Origin of the sequence: Bradyrhizobium sp. Tv2a-2 (genome assembly GCF_000472425.1) — a bacterium.
Classification (GTDB): domain Bacteria; phylum Pseudomonadota; class Alphaproteobacteria; order Rhizobiales; family Xanthobacteraceae; genus Bradyrhizobium.
In genome coordinates this window covers 40063-57330 of sequence record NZ_AXAI01000021.1, presented here as the reverse complement: position 1 = coordinate 57330, position 17268 = coordinate 40063, and the positions used below count along the sequence as shown (strand labels likewise).

Annotated in this window: 16 protein-coding genes; 3 read left to right on the top strand and 13 right to left on the bottom strand. The window is 59.5% G+C overall.

Translation table 11 applies throughout. The annotated features are described in order from the left end of the window. Positions 1 to 2: 2 nt before the first annotated feature. Positions 3 to 770, bottom strand: a complete 768-nt coding sequence (locus A3AI_RS0132940) for an enoyl-CoA hydratase/isomerase family protein (protein WP_024519641.1) — start codon at positions 768 to 770, stop codon at positions 3 to 5. Positions 771 to 992: 222 nt separating this feature from the next. On the opposite strand from A3AI_RS0132940, the gene A3AI_RS0132935 reads away from it, so the two are divergent. Further along, positions 993 to 2054 (top strand): AraC family transcriptional regulator, encoded by a 1062-nt coding sequence (locus A3AI_RS0132935; protein ID WP_024519640.1) that lies wholly within the window; start codon positions 993 to 995, stop codon positions 2052 to 2054. A gap of 167 nt (positions 2055 to 2221) precedes the next feature. Here A3AI_RS0132935 and fahA read toward each other — a convergent pair whose 3' ends face one another. The 9 genes from fahA to A3AI_RS0132885 form a co-directional block, all read right to left on the bottom strand. Next, positions 2222 to 3565 (bottom strand): fumarylacetoacetase, encoded by a 1344-nt coding sequence (fahA, locus tag A3AI_RS0132925; RefSeq protein WP_036050387.1) that lies wholly within the window; start codon positions 3563 to 3565, stop codon positions 2222 to 2224. A gap of 58 nt (positions 3566 to 3623) precedes the next feature. After that, the gene (locus A3AI_RS0132920) at positions 3624 to 4001 is read right to left on the bottom strand and encodes a DUF302 domain-containing protein (RefSeq protein ID WP_198030272.1); all 378 of its coding nucleotides are present in this window, start codon (positions 3999 to 4001) and stop codon (positions 3624 to 3626) included. Between the two features lie 283 nt (positions 4002 to 4284). Next, positions 4285 to 5952, bottom strand: a complete 1668-nt coding sequence (gene actP / locus A3AI_RS0132915; protein ID WP_024519637.1) for a cation/acetate symporter ActP — start codon at positions 5950 to 5952, stop codon at positions 4285 to 4287. Further along, on the bottom strand, positions 5949 to 6266 hold the full coding sequence (locus A3AI_RS0132910; RefSeq protein WP_024519636.1) for a DUF485 domain-containing protein: 318 nt from the start codon (positions 6264 to 6266) through the stop codon (positions 5949 to 5951). Before A3AI_RS0132910 ends, actP begins: the two co-directional genes overlap by 4 nt. Before the next feature lie 309 nt (positions 6267 to 6575). Continuing rightward, on the bottom strand, positions 6576 to 7226 hold the full coding sequence (locus A3AI_RS0132905) for a hypothetical protein (protein WP_024519635.1): 651 nt from the start codon (positions 7224 to 7226) through the stop codon (positions 6576 to 6578). Between the two features lie 311 nt (positions 7227 to 7537). Next, on the bottom strand, positions 7538 to 8560 hold the full coding sequence (locus A3AI_RS0132900) for a zinc-dependent alcohol dehydrogenase family protein (protein ID WP_024519634.1): 1023 nt from the start codon (positions 8558 to 8560) through the stop codon (positions 7538 to 7540). A 281-nt stretch (positions 8561 to 8841) separates the two neighbouring features. Next, entirely contained in the window at positions 8842 to 10659 is a 1818-nt protein-coding gene (locus A3AI_RS0132895) for an adenylate/guanylate cyclase domain-containing protein (protein ID WP_051382577.1), read from the bottom strand. A gap of 11 nt (positions 10660 to 10670) precedes the next feature. Further along, positions 10671 to 12032, bottom strand: coding sequence for an MATE family efflux transporter (locus A3AI_RS0132890; RefSeq protein ID WP_245287008.1), 1362 nt, complete (start codon positions 12030 to 12032; stop codon positions 10671 to 10673). A gap of 400 nt (positions 12033 to 12432) precedes the next feature. Continuing rightward, positions 12433 to 13008 carry a carboxymuconolactone decarboxylase family protein gene (locus A3AI_RS0132885; RefSeq protein WP_024519631.1) on the bottom strand — a complete coding sequence of 192 codons (576 nt, stop codon included), beginning with the start codon at positions 13006 to 13008 and terminating at the stop codon, positions 12433 to 12435. Between the two features lie 198 nt (positions 13009 to 13206). Here A3AI_RS0132885 and A3AI_RS0132880 point away from each other — a divergent pair, with 198 nt between their 5' ends. Together A3AI_RS0132880 and A3AI_RS0132875 are read left to right on the top strand one after the other, a co-directional pair. Next, positions 13207 to 13992, top strand: coding sequence for an enoyl-CoA hydratase/isomerase family protein (locus A3AI_RS0132880; RefSeq protein WP_036050381.1), 786 nt, complete (start codon positions 13207 to 13209; stop codon positions 13990 to 13992). Between the two features lie 12 nt (positions 13993 to 14004). Further along, the gene (locus tag A3AI_RS0132875) at positions 14005 to 15258 is read left to right on the top strand and encodes a CaiB/BaiF CoA transferase family protein (RefSeq protein ID WP_024519629.1); all 1254 of its coding nucleotides are present in this window, start codon (positions 14005 to 14007) and stop codon (positions 15256 to 15258) included. Between the two features lie 209 nt (positions 15259 to 15467). On the opposite strand, the gene A3AI_RS0132870 is transcribed toward A3AI_RS0132875, so the two are convergent. The 3 genes from A3AI_RS0132870 to A3AI_RS0132860 form a co-directional block, all read right to left on the bottom strand. Then, complete coding sequence (locus A3AI_RS0132870) at positions 15468 to 15770, bottom strand: YciI family protein (RefSeq protein ID WP_024519628.1); 303 nt, start codon at positions 15768 to 15770, stop codon at positions 15468 to 15470. Positions 15771 to 15866: 96 nt separating this feature from the next. Then, complete coding sequence (locus tag A3AI_RS0132865; protein WP_024519627.1) at positions 15867 to 16655, bottom strand: enoyl-CoA hydratase/isomerase family protein; 789 nt, start codon at positions 16653 to 16655, stop codon at positions 15867 to 15869. Between the two features lie 7 nt (positions 16656 to 16662). Further along, on the bottom strand, positions 16663 to 17244 hold the full coding sequence (locus A3AI_RS0132860) for a nuclear transport factor 2 family protein (protein ID WP_024519626.1): 582 nt from the start codon (positions 17242 to 17244) through the stop codon (positions 16663 to 16665). Positions 17245 to 17268: the final 24 nt, after the last annotated feature.

Below are 17268 nucleotides of genomic sequence, written 5' to 3'. Positions count from 1 at the left end.
GGTCAGTCTCCCTCGAATACGGCGGTTGCCGGGCCGGTGGCGAAAAACGCGTTTGCGCCGCGCTCGCGATCCTTGGCCTTCCAGATCATCTCGTTGATCTCGATCTGCCGCGAGTCCGCCGCCCCGATTCCACCGCGCGCCTCAAGATTCGCCTGCATCTTGATGCCCTTGATGACTTGCGTGGGGCCAGCAGCAAGCTGCCGTGCCCAGGTCAGCGATGCCGATCCCAATTCGGATTCCGGCACGACGAGATTGATGATGCCCCAGCGCTCGAACGCCTCCGGCGTGTGGCGGCGGCCGAGCATTGCGATCTCCTTTGCGCGCGCGACACCGGCCCGTTGCGCAAGCCGCTGCGTGCCGCCGAGCAAGGGCAAAAGGCCAACCGCGACCTCGACCTGACCGAAGAACGCGGTGCCAGCCGCGATGATCATGTCGCACGTCAGAGCGATCTCGAGGCCACCACCAAGGGCCCCTCCGTTCACGGCCGCGACCGTGGGCACCGGAACGTCTTCGAGGGCCTCAAGCATGGCTTCGAACCGGGGCTTGTCGGCATGGAGGGTCGTTCCAGTGCCCCAGGAGCCCATCTCGGCACCGGCGCAGAAATGCCGCATCGAACTCCGCAACAGGATCGCTCGACAACCGCGTTCGACGACCGCACGGTAAGCGGCCATGAGATCTTCGATCAGTCTATCGTCGATCAAATTGTGCGGCGGCTTCGCGAGCGCCACCACGCCGACCTTGCCGTCGATTTCGTGAGCAACTGTGGTCATCTGTCTCCCTCGCTTCGTCGAGCGGTCGAGACCCGGACTGGGCCCGACCGATGAACGCTTCCTCGTTTCACGGCAGCCTTCGGCCGTTTGTGGTCCCTAAAATCTGGCCGCACACGAGGGAGGTGACAACGTCAGGGTCTGCCAATTATGATGTCAAACACTGCCAATACGCTGATGGATTGATATTTCCGGCAGGTCAATCCGTGCCAGACGAGCCGAGCTATGAAGCCGATCAAACTCGTGACGCCGATCTCGGGCGACCTCGACGCCCCGACCCAGAACCTGCTGGGCCTGGCAGCGTTAGCCGCGGAGCTCGGGGCGGAAGGCATCTCGGTTCGCGATCTCTTCGCGAGGACAGGCGTGGATGCGGCGCAGCTTGAGGATGCCCACGCCCGCATCTCGCACCGCCAGCGGCTCGCGATTTACCGCAACGCCATGAGGCTCGCAAAGCGATCCGACGTGGGACTTTTGGCCGGCGCCAGACAGAGAATCAGCGACTACGGCATCTACGGATACGCGATGGTCTCGAGCCCCACGTTCGGAGATGCGCTGAACTTCTCGCTTGATCACGTGACGATGGCGGGCCCGGCGGTTCGGCAGATTAGCTTCCGTATCGAGAGCGGAACAACCGCGATCCTCAGGAGCCACGGCCTCGACACACTTGGCGAGCTATTGCCATTCGCCGCGGAGTTCTGGCGAAGCTCGATGATCGTCCTGTTCAGCCGCGTCCTCGAACTGCCGTTCCCGAGCAAGTGCATGATCTTTCCCTATCCGCCGCCGATCCACTGGCGCAACTACGAACGCCTTTTCAACTGCCCGATCGACTTCAACGCTGACCGGATGGAGTGGCACTTCGACGCCAAGGTTCTGGATCTGCCCTGTCCGAACGCCAACCCGATCACGGCCGAGATATGCCAGCAGGTCTGCGATACGGTACTGACCAAACATCCCGGTGAATCCGACCTCGTACGCCGCATTCGCGCGGCCTGCCTGAATAGCCCGAACCGTTTCCCGCCGGCCTCAGATATCGCGTCCCAGCTCGGCGTTTCCTTGCGTACCTTCCACCGCAGGTTGGCGGACGGCGGATTGTCCTACCAGTCCATTGTCGACGAGATACGCCGATCGCTTGCGACCGAGCTGCTGGAGAATACGCATATGAGCATCGACCAGGTCGCCGAGCGCATCGGCTTTGCCGACGCGACCAGCTTTCGCAAAGCGTTCAAGAAATGGACGAACCGCTCGCCGACAGATTTCCGTAGCCCCGAGCGGAGCCGACAGAACTAGGTGCCAATGCCCAACAAGGCGTAAATCATCAGCAACAAGGTCAGAGCCGAGAGAGTCGCCAACAACTGTCCAAGGCGCACCTCGTCCAAGTCGAGGCCCGGAGAGGTAAGCTCCGCATACACGAGAGCAGCTCGGCACTCCATCTCACGCCTCTTTTCACGCTTCGGTCAGCGTTCCGCCGCCGACGAGGAATTCGAAGGCAGGATCCTGCCGACGCATGACCCGAAACCAATCGACACGAACCCCGAGCGGTGACACCGGCCGCGGAACGTAATCTCGTCGCCGTCCTGCAGGAATCCCCTTTGCTCGCCGTTCGGTAGCACAACTGGCTTCGATCCGCCGTTCGTGAACTCGAGCATGCTGCTGAGCTCGGCCGGGCTGGGCCCAGAAATGGTTCCCGTACCAATCAGGTCGCCCGATTGTAAGTTGCAGCCGTTGATCGTGTGATGAGCGATCATCTGCGCCGGCGTCCAGTACAGATATCTGGCGTTCGAGGTCAGTATCTCGACAGCCGGCTCGTTCGAACGGCGCATCGTCTCGGTGGACAGCAGCACCTGAAGATGGACGTCGAGGCCTCCGCAGGTCTGGTCCATCTCATCCGACAGGTAATCCAGCGGGCGCGGATCGCCTTCCGGACGAGGGAGCGCGGGAACGCGGAATGGCGCGAGCGCGTCTGTCGTGACGATCCATGGCGCGACCGAGGTCGCAAAGCTTTTGCTCAGGAACGGACCGAGCGGATACATCTCCCAGCGCTGGATGTCTCGCGCCGACCAGTCGTTCAACAGTGAGAAGCCAGCGATCTGTTCCGCCGCCTCGCCGATTCGGATCGGGCTGCCGAGCCGATTGCCACGCGCGAGATAGAAGCCCATCTCGAGCTCGAAATCCAATCGTTCGCACGGACCGAAACCGGGCGGCTCGCCGGCCGCCGCGGGTGGCCGCTGTCCGAGTGGACGCCGGACCATGCCTTGTCCGACCTGCACCGACGAGGCCCGGCCGTGATACGCGATCGGCACCCATTTGTAGTTCGCGGGAAGCGGATTTTCGGGGGTCAGCAGCGCGCCAGCCGCCCGCGCGTGATAGATGCCGGCATAAAAGTCCGTGTAGTTGCTTACTTTCGTCGGAAGATGGAGTGCACAATGCTCTAGCGGAACAAGCAGCTCCGATGCGTGCTGCTGCACTAGGCTGCCGCTGGTCCGCTCGTCCAGCATCTCGGTCGCGATATGGCGCAGCTCGCGCAGCGCCTTCCGGCCGAGCGAAAACAGCGGATTGAGCACGGGGGCCTGCAAAGCCGCCCGCGTTGCTTCGCCAAACCGGTCGCTGCCCGCGCTTGCCTTCCCCAGATCGAAGACTTGATCGCCGATCGCGATCCCAATTCGCGGCGCTGGATCGTCCGCCGTACTGAACACACCAAGCGGCAGATTTTGAATGGGAAACTCCGCATCCGGGCGGTTCGCCGCATCGACAATGCTGCGCCGCTTCGGATCATGCGTCTCATCGATCTCAACCGTCATCGCGCCGCTCCGATTGTTGCGCGTCACCGCGGCTTAGCCGCGCGTGCTCTGCGGACTCCTACGAACTCACTTTCTTGAGGAAGGTCAGAAGCCGCTCGTCGAGCGATTGCGCAACAGCGTCGATCTCCGCGCTTCGGAACTGACCGAACATGGAGGTCGGACGATCGTATTCCATTGTCGTACCGCCATCCGGATTGGCATACACGACGACCCGCAACGGAGCATAAAGGCCGGCGGCGGGATTGACCTTCGTCATTGCCGAAGCCGATAGGATGTTCCCGATATAATAGGCGACGAGTGGGCGACGTTCTCCCTGAAGGGCAAGAAGATCGCCGTGGCGCGCCACGTAATGGATTGCCAAACCGTCGTCGCCAGCGGCCCGCTCGGCGGCGGCGCGTAGGCCCTCGATGTCGTCCTTCGCGAGCATCTCGCGCATGGCGTCGTCGAATCGGCCAAGCCGTTCGATTCCAGCCTTGACCTCCGGATAAGGCTTCTTCGTCCTAATCACGATATGCTCGACGGGAAGCGGAGCAGATGTCACCTCGACACCCTCCTGTGTCGACGCCGTCAACGAGTTGCTTGTCGATGTGAAAGCCATCACTAAGAACCCTCCGAGAATTAAGTGCCGAAGCCCTCGATTAACTACGGTCATAAGCCATCCTCCATGTCGATGGGTGCGAGCCCGATTGCCGAGTGAGACATCATGCCGCCGCGGAAGCTTAACCCGCCGCCTGAGGTAGTCCGATTTCGGACTGTATCAATTGCGCATCGAAAGCCGCGCGCTCGCGAACCCCTCGCGCGCTTCTGTCCGTGACCGAGAACATCCATGTGAACAGAAACGCGAGCGGCATCGAGAACAGCGCCGGATTTTCGTACGGGAACGGCGCGGCGGTGAACTTGAAGACGGCAACCCAGACTACCTTGCTGAGCACCACCAGAACCACCGCGCTGATGAGCCCGATAAGCCCACCTGCCACGGCGCCACGGGTTGTCGTCCCGCGCCAAAAGATCGCCATGGCGAGAACAGGAAAATTGCAGCTCGCGGCAACCGACAGCGCAAGACCGGCCATAAACGCCACATTCTGGTTCTCGAAGGCGTAAGCAAGCAGGACCGCCACCGTGCCGATTGCGACAGCCGCAATCTTCGAGACCAGCACCTCCCGGGCGTCCGAGGCCTGTCCCTTAGCGATCACCTGGCCATAGATGTCATGACTGACGGCCGAAGCACCGGCGAGCGTCAGGCCAGCGACGACAGCGAGAATTGTCGCAAAGGCAACGGCCGAAATGAAGCCAAGCAAGATCGGGCCGCCCATGGCGTGGGCGAGATGGATCGAGGCCATGTTCGGACCGCCAATCAGGTCGGTGATTCTATTGAACTGTCCAGACGCACCGACGTGGAAGTAGCTGGGATCCGACATCAGGATCGACACGGCGCCAAACCCGAGCATCGGGATGACCAGGCAGAAATACGCGACGCAGGATGTCGCATAAAACACCGATTTGCGCGCGCACGCTGCGTCCTTTACCGTGAAAAAGCGCATCAGGATATGTGGCAGTCCTGCGGTCCCGAATACCAGCGCGAGACCAAGCGAGATTGCGGAGACCGGCTCGGCGAACAATCCACCGGGCGCGAGGATCGCTTGGCCCTTCGGGTGGATCTTGCTTGCAGCGATAAGCAGCTCGCCAAAGCTGAAATTGAAATGCCAGAGAACGCCGATACCCATCAGCGTTCCGCCGCACAACAGCAGCGCTGCCTTCGTGATCTGCACCCATGTCGTCGCCTGCATGCCGCCGACGGTGACGTAGAGGATCATCAAGAGGCCCACGCCGATCACGGCAACGACATAATTGACGCCGAACAGGAGCTCTATAACCTTGCCTGCCCCGATCATTTGGGCGACGAGGTAGAACAGCACGACGACGAGGCTGCCGGTTGCGGCAACCAGGCGGATCGGCGTCCGGTCGAGGCGGAAAGCGGCTGCATCGGAGAAGGTGAAGCTGCCCAGATTGCGCATGCGTTCCGACATCAGGAAGAGAACGATCGGCCACCCGGTGAGAAAGCCGATGGCATACAGGAGCCCGTCAAATCCGCTGGTGTAGACAAGTGCGGATATCCCAAGAAACGCCGCCGCAGAGAGAAAATCGCCAGCGAGCGCAAGGCCATTCTGCAACGGCGTGACTGCGTGGCCCGCCGTGTAGAATCCTACCTTCGATCTGGCGCTGCGCGCCGATCGATAAGTTATGACAACGGTCGCGGCCACAATGCTCAGGAACATAGCGATGGAGACGAGGTCCTTGCGATCGGAGCCGCTCGCCGCACTCGTTTGTGCGGCAGCGGCCACCGGGAAAAGCGCGATCGACGCGGTTGTCAGGCAACGACGGATCATCGCGCGAACTCCCTGTTCAGGCGGCGGGCAAGCTCATCGAACTGGCTGTTGGAGCGCTGTACGTAAACGCCAGTCAGCACCACAACGAGCACGATGATCGAGAACGCCAGCAGCAGCCCGACCGGAATGACGCTTCCTGGAACGCTCGCGCCCAGCAGGCTCCTCGCGGACGCGACCAGGGCGATGAAGCCAAAAAACATCACCAGCGTCACTGCGGAAAGCACCCAGCGCAATCTTGCGCGCCCGCCGGCTAACTTCGTAAAGTTCGGATCGGCGAGAATTGCCCGCGTCTGTTCCGGCGTTAAGCGCGGCATTCGACTTCTCCATGCTTTTCGGCGTACTCGATTTCCGGCGGCCGTTTGCGGCTCACCCAGGATCGCTGGTTCGGGTCGAAGACCCGACGTATTGGCCGATGCGTTTCCTCTGCCCTCCAGGAATAAGTGCTGGCCCACGCTACACAACGTCTTATCCTGCCAAACTACCGGTCAAATGATGCCATTATACGCATCATTCTTTGCATATCCGCGCGGCAGAGCCGTCGACCAATTGTTCTACCGCCAGATCCGAGACCGATCGTAGCCAATCGCCGCGACCGTCTGCGGCCGGACGATTACCGGTGCCGCTCACTCGAAAGTCACTACGATCGACTCGATATCGATCAGTACGCTCGATGGGCCGCCCGTGGCGGCAATCTCTCCTTCCCCGCGAGAGACGACCCTTCTCCTGGTCGGAAACACGAAGCCATCAAAGGTTCGGTAGTCCATGCAGTAGTGGGCGGCATTGCCCTTTGCGACGTCGGTGAAATAGTCGTGGCGCTGCAACATTCCATTTCGGTCAAAGTAAAATTTCTGGACGGCGCAATGCGTGTCGATGGCTTTGTCAAACGTGGCTTGAAGCACGCGCCAGTGCTGTCCGTTTTCTTCCCAAGGCGACACCTCCTCCACGGAGACCCCTGGCGAAGCTAGAAGAAACGGCGTCGTGAAGTAATTCCAAAACGCATAGCCGATAAAATAGAGATACTGCAGGTCGTTCCATGGCGTTCGACGTTCATGCCCTTCGTACGTGGACCGTGGCGCAGCAAGTTCCTCGATGACTGCACCGGCATCCGTTTGTATCCTGATCTTTCCACCCTCATAGATGCCGCGATCGCCCTTCTCGGGAAACGGGACAATCAGCGTGCGGGGTGCACGCGGATCGATCTTGACGAGCGCGGTACGAAGCCCGTCGGGATGCCGCTTAATCTCGAAGAGGTAGCCGCCGAGCGTCAGCCGCAAATCGACCCCCGTGACACGCCTCCAATTGGCGAGACCTCCATGGGAGTCGAGCACGAATTCAGGCCACTATGCACGGGTATAAAAGAACATACGTTTGCGGCGGACCTTCGCCGCATGCCACGCGACGTTGCAGCAGACCTCTGCGGCGGCAAAGTGCGCCCTATGCCCGCTCGCCATGAGCCGCGCTATCGGATGACACGATACTCCAGTGAATTTTGTAGTTGCCGATAGACCGAGGAGAGAAAACCTCCGCATAGGGCGGCTATCCGCTCGAACGACTTGAATTACGCAGATTGAAAAGCACCGTCGCGTCAGCCCGATCCGAAAGCCTGAAGTCTAAGCAAAGGTTTGCCACCCCTTCCGGTGCCGTCTGCATCTAGCAAAGCATCGGCAATTTTCTCTGGAAGGTGTTGCTTTGCTGGCGGAAGTCGCAGTTCCCGACAAGCAAGCCGGTCCAATATCGTCGAGAGGACTCTCCTGCATTCCTCAACAGGTGTGTTGTCGAGCCAATGGAACAGGAACCATCCCTGTACCGTCGTTGCACCATAGATGAGTCTGGGACCAAATATCGGCATTTCGAATGCTGCGGAATCGGTTTGCCGATGAGACGATAAAGCGCCGAATAGGAGCAATTTGCCGCCCGGAGCCAAATGACGAACAACGGTCGCGCCAGTTCTCCCGGAGACGCAATCGATAGCCTTCGCCGGGGCCTTGCCGTCAGCAGCTCGCATGAGTTCACTGCCCCAGTTGTCGTCTTCAGATGTCAGCACAACGTCGGCGCCAAGCGCTCTGATCTCCGGAACCTGCGCACGCCGCCGAACTATGTTAATCGTCTTGAAGCCTTCAGACCTTGCAAGCTGCAGAACCAAGCGACCAACCGTAGAGCCAGCGGCCGTTTGCACGATCCAGTCACCAGGTTCCATTTGGTGTTCGGCCATTGTCATTGCCCAGGCTGTGACCGGATTGATAAGGGCTTGTGCCGCATCCTCATCCGAAACTTCATCAGGAACGGGAATGACCATCTCCGCACGTGCCACGACAAACTCGCGCCAGCAACCGAAGGCCTGCCGCAAGACAACACGGGTGCCTGGAGCTGGCCCACCAACACCGGGCCCCAACGCCTCTACGACACCGACGCACTCCACACCGGGACTGGCCGGCAACCTCGGCTGACGGCCGAACCGACCTCGCATGATATGCAGATCACTCGGGTGAACGGGAGAAAATAGCACGCGCACCAAGATTTCACCTGGTGCTGCGGACGGTGTAGGGAGTTCGACGACTCGGAGAACATCTTGCGGTTCTCCATTTCTCTCAAACAAGAAAGCTTTCACTAGTTCAATCCCTTACACTTGGATTAATCGAGTTTGACAACTTTTGACAAATCCCTGGAGAACCCAACCTCCATTTTTGAACCAGTCTGTTGGAACGATGGCTCGGGCAATGTCAGCGATGACGTACGCCCCCAAAACTGGCAACGTCGTATCGCGCCAATTACCGTGTTCTAAGCTGCCAATTCGCCAATGGCTCTTGCCAATGGTACTCACGCACATGTTCGGCGGAGCGTCGACCTGCTGTCATCCGCTCGAGCTTACAGACACGAGTGTGTATCTGGCTAAGCGGGTAGTCCCGTCAAGCGAAGACCGGCCTCGAAAGCAGCTCGATCTTCCGCCCGCCGGACAAGCCAGATATCGCGGAAGCTTTCAAACCGGTACGAGGGGTCCAATTGCAAAAGTCGTTGGACCGCAGCAGCAGTTTCTCGCTCACGCCCGGCCATGGCAGCGCTGACGGCCACCATGATCTGCGCCGCCGGATAGTCGGGGTTTTGCCGTGTGGCCCTTTGTGCGAATCTCAGCGCCGTCTCGTATTGTTCGGCAAAGTAATGAACAATCGCCAATCCGTTGAGAGGTATGAATATGAGTGGATCCCGTGGATTTAGCTGAATAGCCCGGTTCAAGTGCTCCACGGCCAGATCAGTTTGGCCAAGAAAAGCGTTCACATATCCGCTGAAACGCCAAGCGACGGCCATGTTGGGGTTGAGCGACAAAGCTTGGTCGATCAAAAACAGGCCTTCGTCGAGATCGCCCACGAATGCGGCCAAAGCGAAGCCGGCTTCACTGAGCGCAAAAGCATCGTCGGCACCTGTCTTGGTCGCCTTGCGGGCAAGGCGTCGAACGATTTCGACATCAGCGGGATCACTTGGCCAACCGCTGGCTTTGCGCCAAACGTAACAGTAACAACTCATCGCATAGGCGACGCTTAAGCCGGGGTCCATGCGCGTCGCGTTCGTAAACCGCTCCAGCGCTCGCGCGCTCGACTCTCTCGTGCCCTCATAGATGTCCGCCATCCCTAGCAGAAAATGGTCGTAGGCAGCTTGCGTTGCGGAAGGCTTCTGCCTTGCGCGCTCCGTAGCTGCTCTTTCAAGCGCGGAAGCAAGCGCTCCGACGACGCTTCGGGTGATTTCGTCCTGGCGGTCGAAGGTCGCCCCTTCGTCCACATCGAAATGTTCCGCCCAAACGTGACTTCCCGTGAGCGCGTCGATCAACTGGCCGGTCACGCGCACGCGCTTTCCAGATTTACGAACGCTACCTTCCAGAACGTAGCGAACGCCAAGCTCTTGCCCGACCCGTTTGATGTCGACTGCTCGACCTTTGTAAACAAAACTTGAATTTCGAGCGGCAACACTCAACGACGGCCGGAATCGCGCGAGCTCCGTGAGAATGTCTTCGACGATCCCGTCGGCCAGACAATCCTGCCGCGCGTCGTCACTGATGTTCTGAAACGGTAGCACCGCGATCGATGGTCGATCTGAATGGCTCGCGGCGTCACCGGCATCGCTCTTGCGCGCCGACGCTTCTCCGCTGTCGGCTCGCGCACGCCAAACACGAACCGGCTCCGCGATATTTTTCAGCGCTTGCGGCCCCATGTCATCGTAAGTGATCTCGACTTTGCCGCGTATCTGGCGATAAGCGTCATCCGAAATGCAAACCCCACCCGGCTCCGCGATGCCTTCGAGCCGGGCCGCAATGTTGACCCCATCCCCGAACATGTCGTGATCGTCGATGAGGATATCGCCGACGTGAATGCCGATGCGAAATCGCAGACGCCTGTCTTCCGGAACCCCTAAGTTGCTTTCAGCAACGAGTTGCTGGATCTCTATTGCGCATCGTACCGCTTCCACGGCGCTGCTGAAGTCTACGAGAAGACCGTCTCCGGTGGTCTTAACGATGCGTCCTCGGTACTCGGATATTTTCGGATCGAAGCAAGCCTGTCGGCAAGCCATGAGGCGCGCCAGCGTTCCCTCCTCGTCCTCACCCATCAATCGACCATAGCCGGCGAGATCCGCCGCCAGAACCGCCGCCAGACGTCGTTCGACCCGTGCGGTCGGATTCTGAGCCTCCAGCTTGGGATAACGCCGCGTATCTATCGGCATGATCATCTTCCCTAGAAGTCCGCGCAAACTTGCGGTCGGGCGGCCCGCCGCAGCATTTTGCTACCTTCGGATCCGAACCACGTGCCGGCCGCGACCGACGAAGCGATGATTAGCCCATATAGGAGCATGCCGCTTGCGTAGACGACGAGCAAAAGCAACGTCGAACGCGTCGCGTGCAGTACGATCCATCCCCCACCCACCGCCACGATCATTCGGACCAGGCCACCCATCAGCGGCCAACCCAACCTACCCGCACCTTGGGAAGCAAAATACATCGAAATCCCAAGCCCAAAGAAGCCATAGAAGGGGCCGACCGTACGCAAGTATCGCGAGCCGATGGCAATGATGTGCGGGTCGTGAGTAAAGAGGGTCAACCACGCATTCGGCCAGATCGCCGCCGTTGCGCCGATCGTTTCCGTGACGACGAAGCCGACGGCTCCTCCAACGAGCGCAATTCTCAATGCGCGCGCGCTCTGGTTCGCACCGATATTCGTACCTACTAGTGCCACAAGGGGGGCACCAAGTCCGAACGAAATCGGCGGCATCAGATATTCGAGCCGCGTACCGATACCGAAGCCGGCGACCGCGTCCGGTCCAGCATAGGCGGCCATGAATCCCATGGTGACAGCGATGGTGAAATTGATCTGGATCGTATTGACGGCGGCCACAGCCCCCACCGAGAGAATCTCCTTCACGAGCTCCCATCGAATGCGGGTCATCCGGAATGACGCAAGATTGCGGCCGCTCGCCACATACCAGCCGAGAATGACCGTCCCGATACCGTAGTAGATGAAGAGAGCAATCCCACCCCCGGCAATTCCGAGCCGCGGAAACGGCCCCCAACCGAAGATCAACGCAGGCGAGAGCGGGATGAGAAGTACGGCGCCACCGCAAAAGACGACGCCCGGCACGAACATGTTGCCTGTTCCCCGGATGATGCTTCCGAGTGCGTTAAACAACCACAGCAAAATCACGACGCCCCCGAAAATGATGTTCGAATAGGTCATCGCGGCCACAAGAGCGCCATCGCTGCCACCGAGCGCGCGGTACAGTAAGCGACCGGCGGGCAGCATCACGACCGAAAAAATGAGCCCAATCGCGACATTGACGACAAGCGCATGAATGACGAAATCATCCGCCTTGTCGCGCCGTCCGGATCCGAGTGCTCGCGCAATTGCTGAGGAAATGCCTCCTCCGACAGCGCCTTGCGACATACTCTGCATCAACACGAGCACCGGCAAAACCAGTGCCATTCCGGCGAGCGCGTCAGATCCAAGCCTGGCGACAAACCACATCTCAATGAGCCCGGTGCTCGATTGCGCCGCCATAACTAGGATATTTGGCCAGGCAAGCCGCAACAAGGCCGGCAGCACGGGTCCCACCAACAATGCGCGCGTTCGCGTATCCAGCCGATCAGGTCTCAACGGTTCCACTGCCACTGCCGTCAGAGGCCTAACTTCACAAGCGACTGGCATTGGGGCACACTCCTCTTACGGCAGATGCAGAGGTTCGTTCGTCTTCTTCCACACTCAGCCACTAGGGATGATGCCCACGGCCGCCCCACCGATGCCCTGCGACCGCCGCGCATAACCCTCCAGCTAACGCGAAAGTCTCCATCTCTTCCGGTCGATGGCCTATGCATGCGTATGCTGGAACGGCCGCAGACTCTCGCGCTTGGTACGACGCGCGACCTGCCGGAAAATGCGGTTATCAGCCAGCGACTGCCGGCGTCGTCTCGACGTCGGTGCTCATGGTAGTGATCGCGATCAGAACCTAATTCCTGTCGGGTGCCGGGATCCCCATGTCGAAGCCATTAAGGATCATCGATACGTTGCTATACATGCCGACTAGGAAGATCAGCTCAGCGACACCATTTGCACCGAACGCTTCCTTGGCAAGACGAAACGGAAGCTCGGGCATTGTCCCGCCGCTCACGAGCGCAGCCGCAGCGTCGTACGCGAGCCCCTGCTCGCGTGACAGGCGGCTCGGCTTCTGGCCAGAAATGATTGTCGATATGACGTCATCGGCGAGATGCGCTGCTTTTTGGGCAAGCGCTACGTGGGCGTAGACTTCGTATCCTGCTTTGAAATGAGCGCCCGTCACCAGAATGACGATTTGGCGGCAATGCTCCGGCAATGTTGACGTCGCGGTCAGTTGCTTCGATAGATCCCATGTGGCTTTGCCGACTTTCGGCCAATGAAGCCAGGGATTCCAAGGGCCTGTGAGGGATCCATCGGTACACACCGAAATGAATCCCTGATAGTCGGACGAAATACTGGCCTTCATATCGTCGTACAACGCACGCTGCTCGGGCGTCAGCTTGCTCGGCGGTATTAGTGGCAGTCGCATGTTCAAATCCTCTTGGATGACAGCCATCACGTTACCGCTGACGTGATCCGACCTCAGCTATACGAGCGTATCGCTGCTTGTACTTCAGCATGATGTTCTGGAGATTTCTCTCATGGGCTTCTAACGGGGTCGATCGGGCGTCCGCGCGCCCGTCGAGCCGCGGCAAAGCCGCCGACCAACGGTTCGGAGAGAGAACAGATGAAACTGGAAGATCATGTTATCGAAGTGGAGCACGAGGGAGCGGCAACGTTCATCTCGATGTGCTTCGCACCTCACAACCTGATGGGAAAGGCCCTTATGGACGGGCTGATCAGCGCCCTCAAACAGGCAGAGCTTGATGGTGCTCGCGCAATCGTTCTGCGCAGCAAATTGCGCAATTTTTGCGCAGGCGCAGATCTGACGCTCTTCGAAAACAAAGGAGCGGCGATCTACGATCGGCAGTTCGAAATCCTGAACTATCTGGAGGCGATCGAAGCCATCTCGGTTCCGATGATCGCCAGTGTTCACGGCCTTGCAATAGGCGGCGGGCTGGAGCTCGCGCTCGCCTGCGACATCATCATCGCAGCCGATAGCGCAAGACTGGGCAGCGTCGAAGTGACGCTCGGCGTCCATCCCCTGATGGGTGGCATCCAGCGCGTGGCCGCGCGAGCCGGCGTGGCCAGAGCCAAGGAGATGGCCCTGCTTGGACGGCGCTACGACGCCGCGACCCTCGAGACCTGGGGCATCGTGAATACGGTCGTGCCCGAGGCACGCCTCGACGAAGTGACTCGCACGATCGCACAGGAACTCGCGCACGGTCCGACCAAAGCGAACTCGGCCACCAAGGCTTTGGTGACGAAGTACCTCAGTGAGGGAATGGCAAGCGCCGATCACGCGATGTTCGAGCTGCAACGGCCCATATTTGAAAGCAACGACCTAGCAATAGGCCTTAAGGCTTTCCACGACTTCAACTCGCCTGGACGCGCGATTTTCACCGGACACTAAGGGACCTTCATCATGTCACGTACCGGACCTCTCAGCGGCCTGCGAGTCGTGGATTTCACCCGCGTGCTGGCCGGGCCGCATTGCACGAAGATACTGCACGACCTAGGCGCCGACGTCATCAAGATCGAACCACCGAGCGGCGACATCACGCGTTCGGCTTTTCCGCGCGACAAGACCGGAGCGCTTTCCGGATATTACATCCAGCAGAACGCCGGAAAGCACAATATCAGCGTCGATCTCAACTATCCAGAAGGGCGCGAGATCGTCTGGAAGATGTGCGACTCGGCTGACGTCATTGTCGAAAATTTCCGCGCCGGCACACTCGAGTTTTTCCAAATGGATTACGAGACGATCGCCAAGCGTAACCCTCGCGTGATCTACGCTTCGATCAGCGGATACGGTCAAAAAGGCGCGCTGTCGGGACGAAGCGCCTATGCCGTGACAGTACATGCCGAAACTGGCTTCCTGGACGGTTTTGAGGAGCATCTCAAACCGGATCTCGCGAAGCCCCGCCATGATATATATTCGCATGCCGACGTCTACACCGGCCTTGAGGCAACCATTGCTATCCTGGCCGCGCTACACGGACGCCAGAAGACGGGGCAAGGCCAATATATCGACGTATCGATGGCTGCGACGATGCTCTCCGTCAACGAGCTGATTCACGCGCTATTGTCGGATGTCGACATGGGCGCCGAGCCGCTCGCACTCGGTCCGGGCGACTCGCCGTTTTTCACTACCGCCTATGGCGACACGGTGACCATCGCGACCAGCCTCTATAGCGAGCTAACGTTTCCAAACTTCCTTGCCGCCATGCGACGGCCGGATCTAGCCAGCGATCCGCGCTTTCTGACCACCGAGCTGCGCAAGCAGAACATCGATGCGCTGCACGAAATTGTCCAGGAGTGGATCAACACGTTCCCGACAGCAGGATTACTCGATGCCCAGCTCGACGAGGTAAAATTGGCTTTCGGCAACATCCACACGACGAAGAATTTCGCCGCGTCCGAATGGGCCAAGTGGTGGGGTGCGATCGAGGAGGTGAGTGACCGGCAAGGTCACCGCGTGAAGATCCCGGGCAAGCCGTGGCGATTCTCGAAGGACCGGTTGATGCCCGCCAGCGCCCCCTCCTATCGCGGCGAGGACAATGCCGAGGTTCTCCGAGGCCTTGGCTACGACGACGCCCATATACAGGCGTTCGCCGAGGCCGGCGTGATCTTGTCCAACGTGCCGCCGCACCTTGAGCAGCACGACCAAAACGGTTGACGACAGCGAGCTCAATGCGACGCTGGAGAGTCCGTCTGGGCTCTCCAGTTTCGTAAGCTGTTGGAAGGAATTGCGTACTTATAGGTGGGCGGCGACGCCTGCTTAAGGCCTAGACGAACGCCTGTCGGCCACGAGGCTGGTCGTCATCCAATCGAACGGACAAGGCGCAACGTGCCCAGTGCCTAAAACGGTTGTTCGAGGCGCCGGCGTCAGGAGGCCGCTTTTGGCGTAGTTCGCAGGAGTAAAGGGTTCACCGCGTGAACTTCCCATGGCGAAATGCTGTAGTGCTCTATCGCGCCGCCCAGGATATAGGGATCGTTAGCCATCAGCGCTTCCGCTGACTGCATCGTGTCGGTTTCGTAGAGAAATAAGCCTCCAACGTCGCCAGCGAAAGACCCCGCAGCCACGAGAAGTCCCCGGTCACGCAGGTCGAAAAGGTATTTCTGGTGAACCGGACGTAACTCCAGGATCTTGTGTCGATCACCGTACTTCAGATAGTTCACGAAGATCATCGCCGCTCCATTTCTTTGGTGTAGTGGTCCGCAGGAGAGGGAGAAATGCGCCGAGCCACCGCAGTCGCTCCGGCGCGTTCGTCGGAGGCGAAGACTTTAATTTCCGCTAAAGGTGGCCTTGGGAAATGGCTTTCCGCCATTCACCGCCTCCGCCGCATTCCGGAGCGCCGCTTGCACGTCTTCGGTCTCAAATAGCGGCATCGATACTCCGTAGAGCGCGGCCTTCGCTTCCTTTTCGCCGTCGCGCGCCCATTTGCGCAGCATTGTCTTAGTGCCGGCATAGGCGCCAGGCGGACCGTCGGCCAAGCGCTGCGCAAACACCGTAACCTCGCTATCAAGCCGGCCATCATCGACGACACGGTTGATGACGTTCCACTGCGCCATCTGCTCGGCACCGACGAAATCGGATAGGAATACAAGCTCCGCCGCTTTGGCGCGACCGACACGCGCTGCGATCTGCATCATGCCGCCCTGTAGCGTCATGATTCCGAGCCGAGCCTCCGTAAACGCAAAGCGCGCCGAGCGCGCGGCGACGATCATATCGCAGCTTAGCGCAAGCTCGAATCCGCCCCCCATGCAGGTGCCCTGCACCGCAGCGACGGTCGGAATGGGAAGCTGCTCCAGCATATCCAACGCTTTCGCGAAAACCTCGATCCGCGGCCGCAGACTTGCGACCGGCACTCCAGGCCAATCCCTGACGTCACCGCCAAGACAGAAGTCGGCGCCTTCGCCGCGAACGATCAGCACGCGAGCCTCGCTGCGAGCTACCATGTTGAAGGCATCCCGCAGCTCTTCCCTCATATCGAAATTGATGCGGTTTCCGACCGGGTGATCGAGTGTGACGGACGCGATTGGCCCTCTTGTTTCGACTCTAACGAATGACACGACAACCTCATCGCTGAATGTGTGGTGGAGGCGGAACTGGCATCGGGATGTCCGTAGCGACGCGCCACCCATCGGGCGTCAGAACCCACTCAACAACCATCAGGAAATGGCGACCGATTGGAGCCTGACCACCATAGTTGGAGGTGATTAGCACCGGCGTGTAAGTCTGGGCCACATCGGGACTCAGTCCGACGATCTTCTCTTCGGTGAAGTTCGGATCAATTGGAAAAGTGCCGCTATATAGCGCAGCAAAGTGTTCCATGATGGATGGTGTGCCCCAATATCCTCCCCATTCACCTTTTTCGACTGGCTCCAATCTGGAGATGAACAATGAATCGGGTGACGCGAGAAGCATTGATTTTACGGTCTCGAGATCATGGACGTTCTCAGCATCAATCAACTTCTTGTAGAGCCCCCGCAATTCGCCCAATGTCGTCTCGTCCAGCGGTCGCTTATGCGGTAGTTCGCGGTCGTCGGCTCTCACTCCGTTAGAGGGAACGAGAACGAGAGTCGAAATTGCGACCACCGCGAGCCACGCAGCGACGCCAATCAACCGATCCCTCACGCGCGCATTTGATATCGTAACCATCGTTGAAACGCTCCCCTCACATTC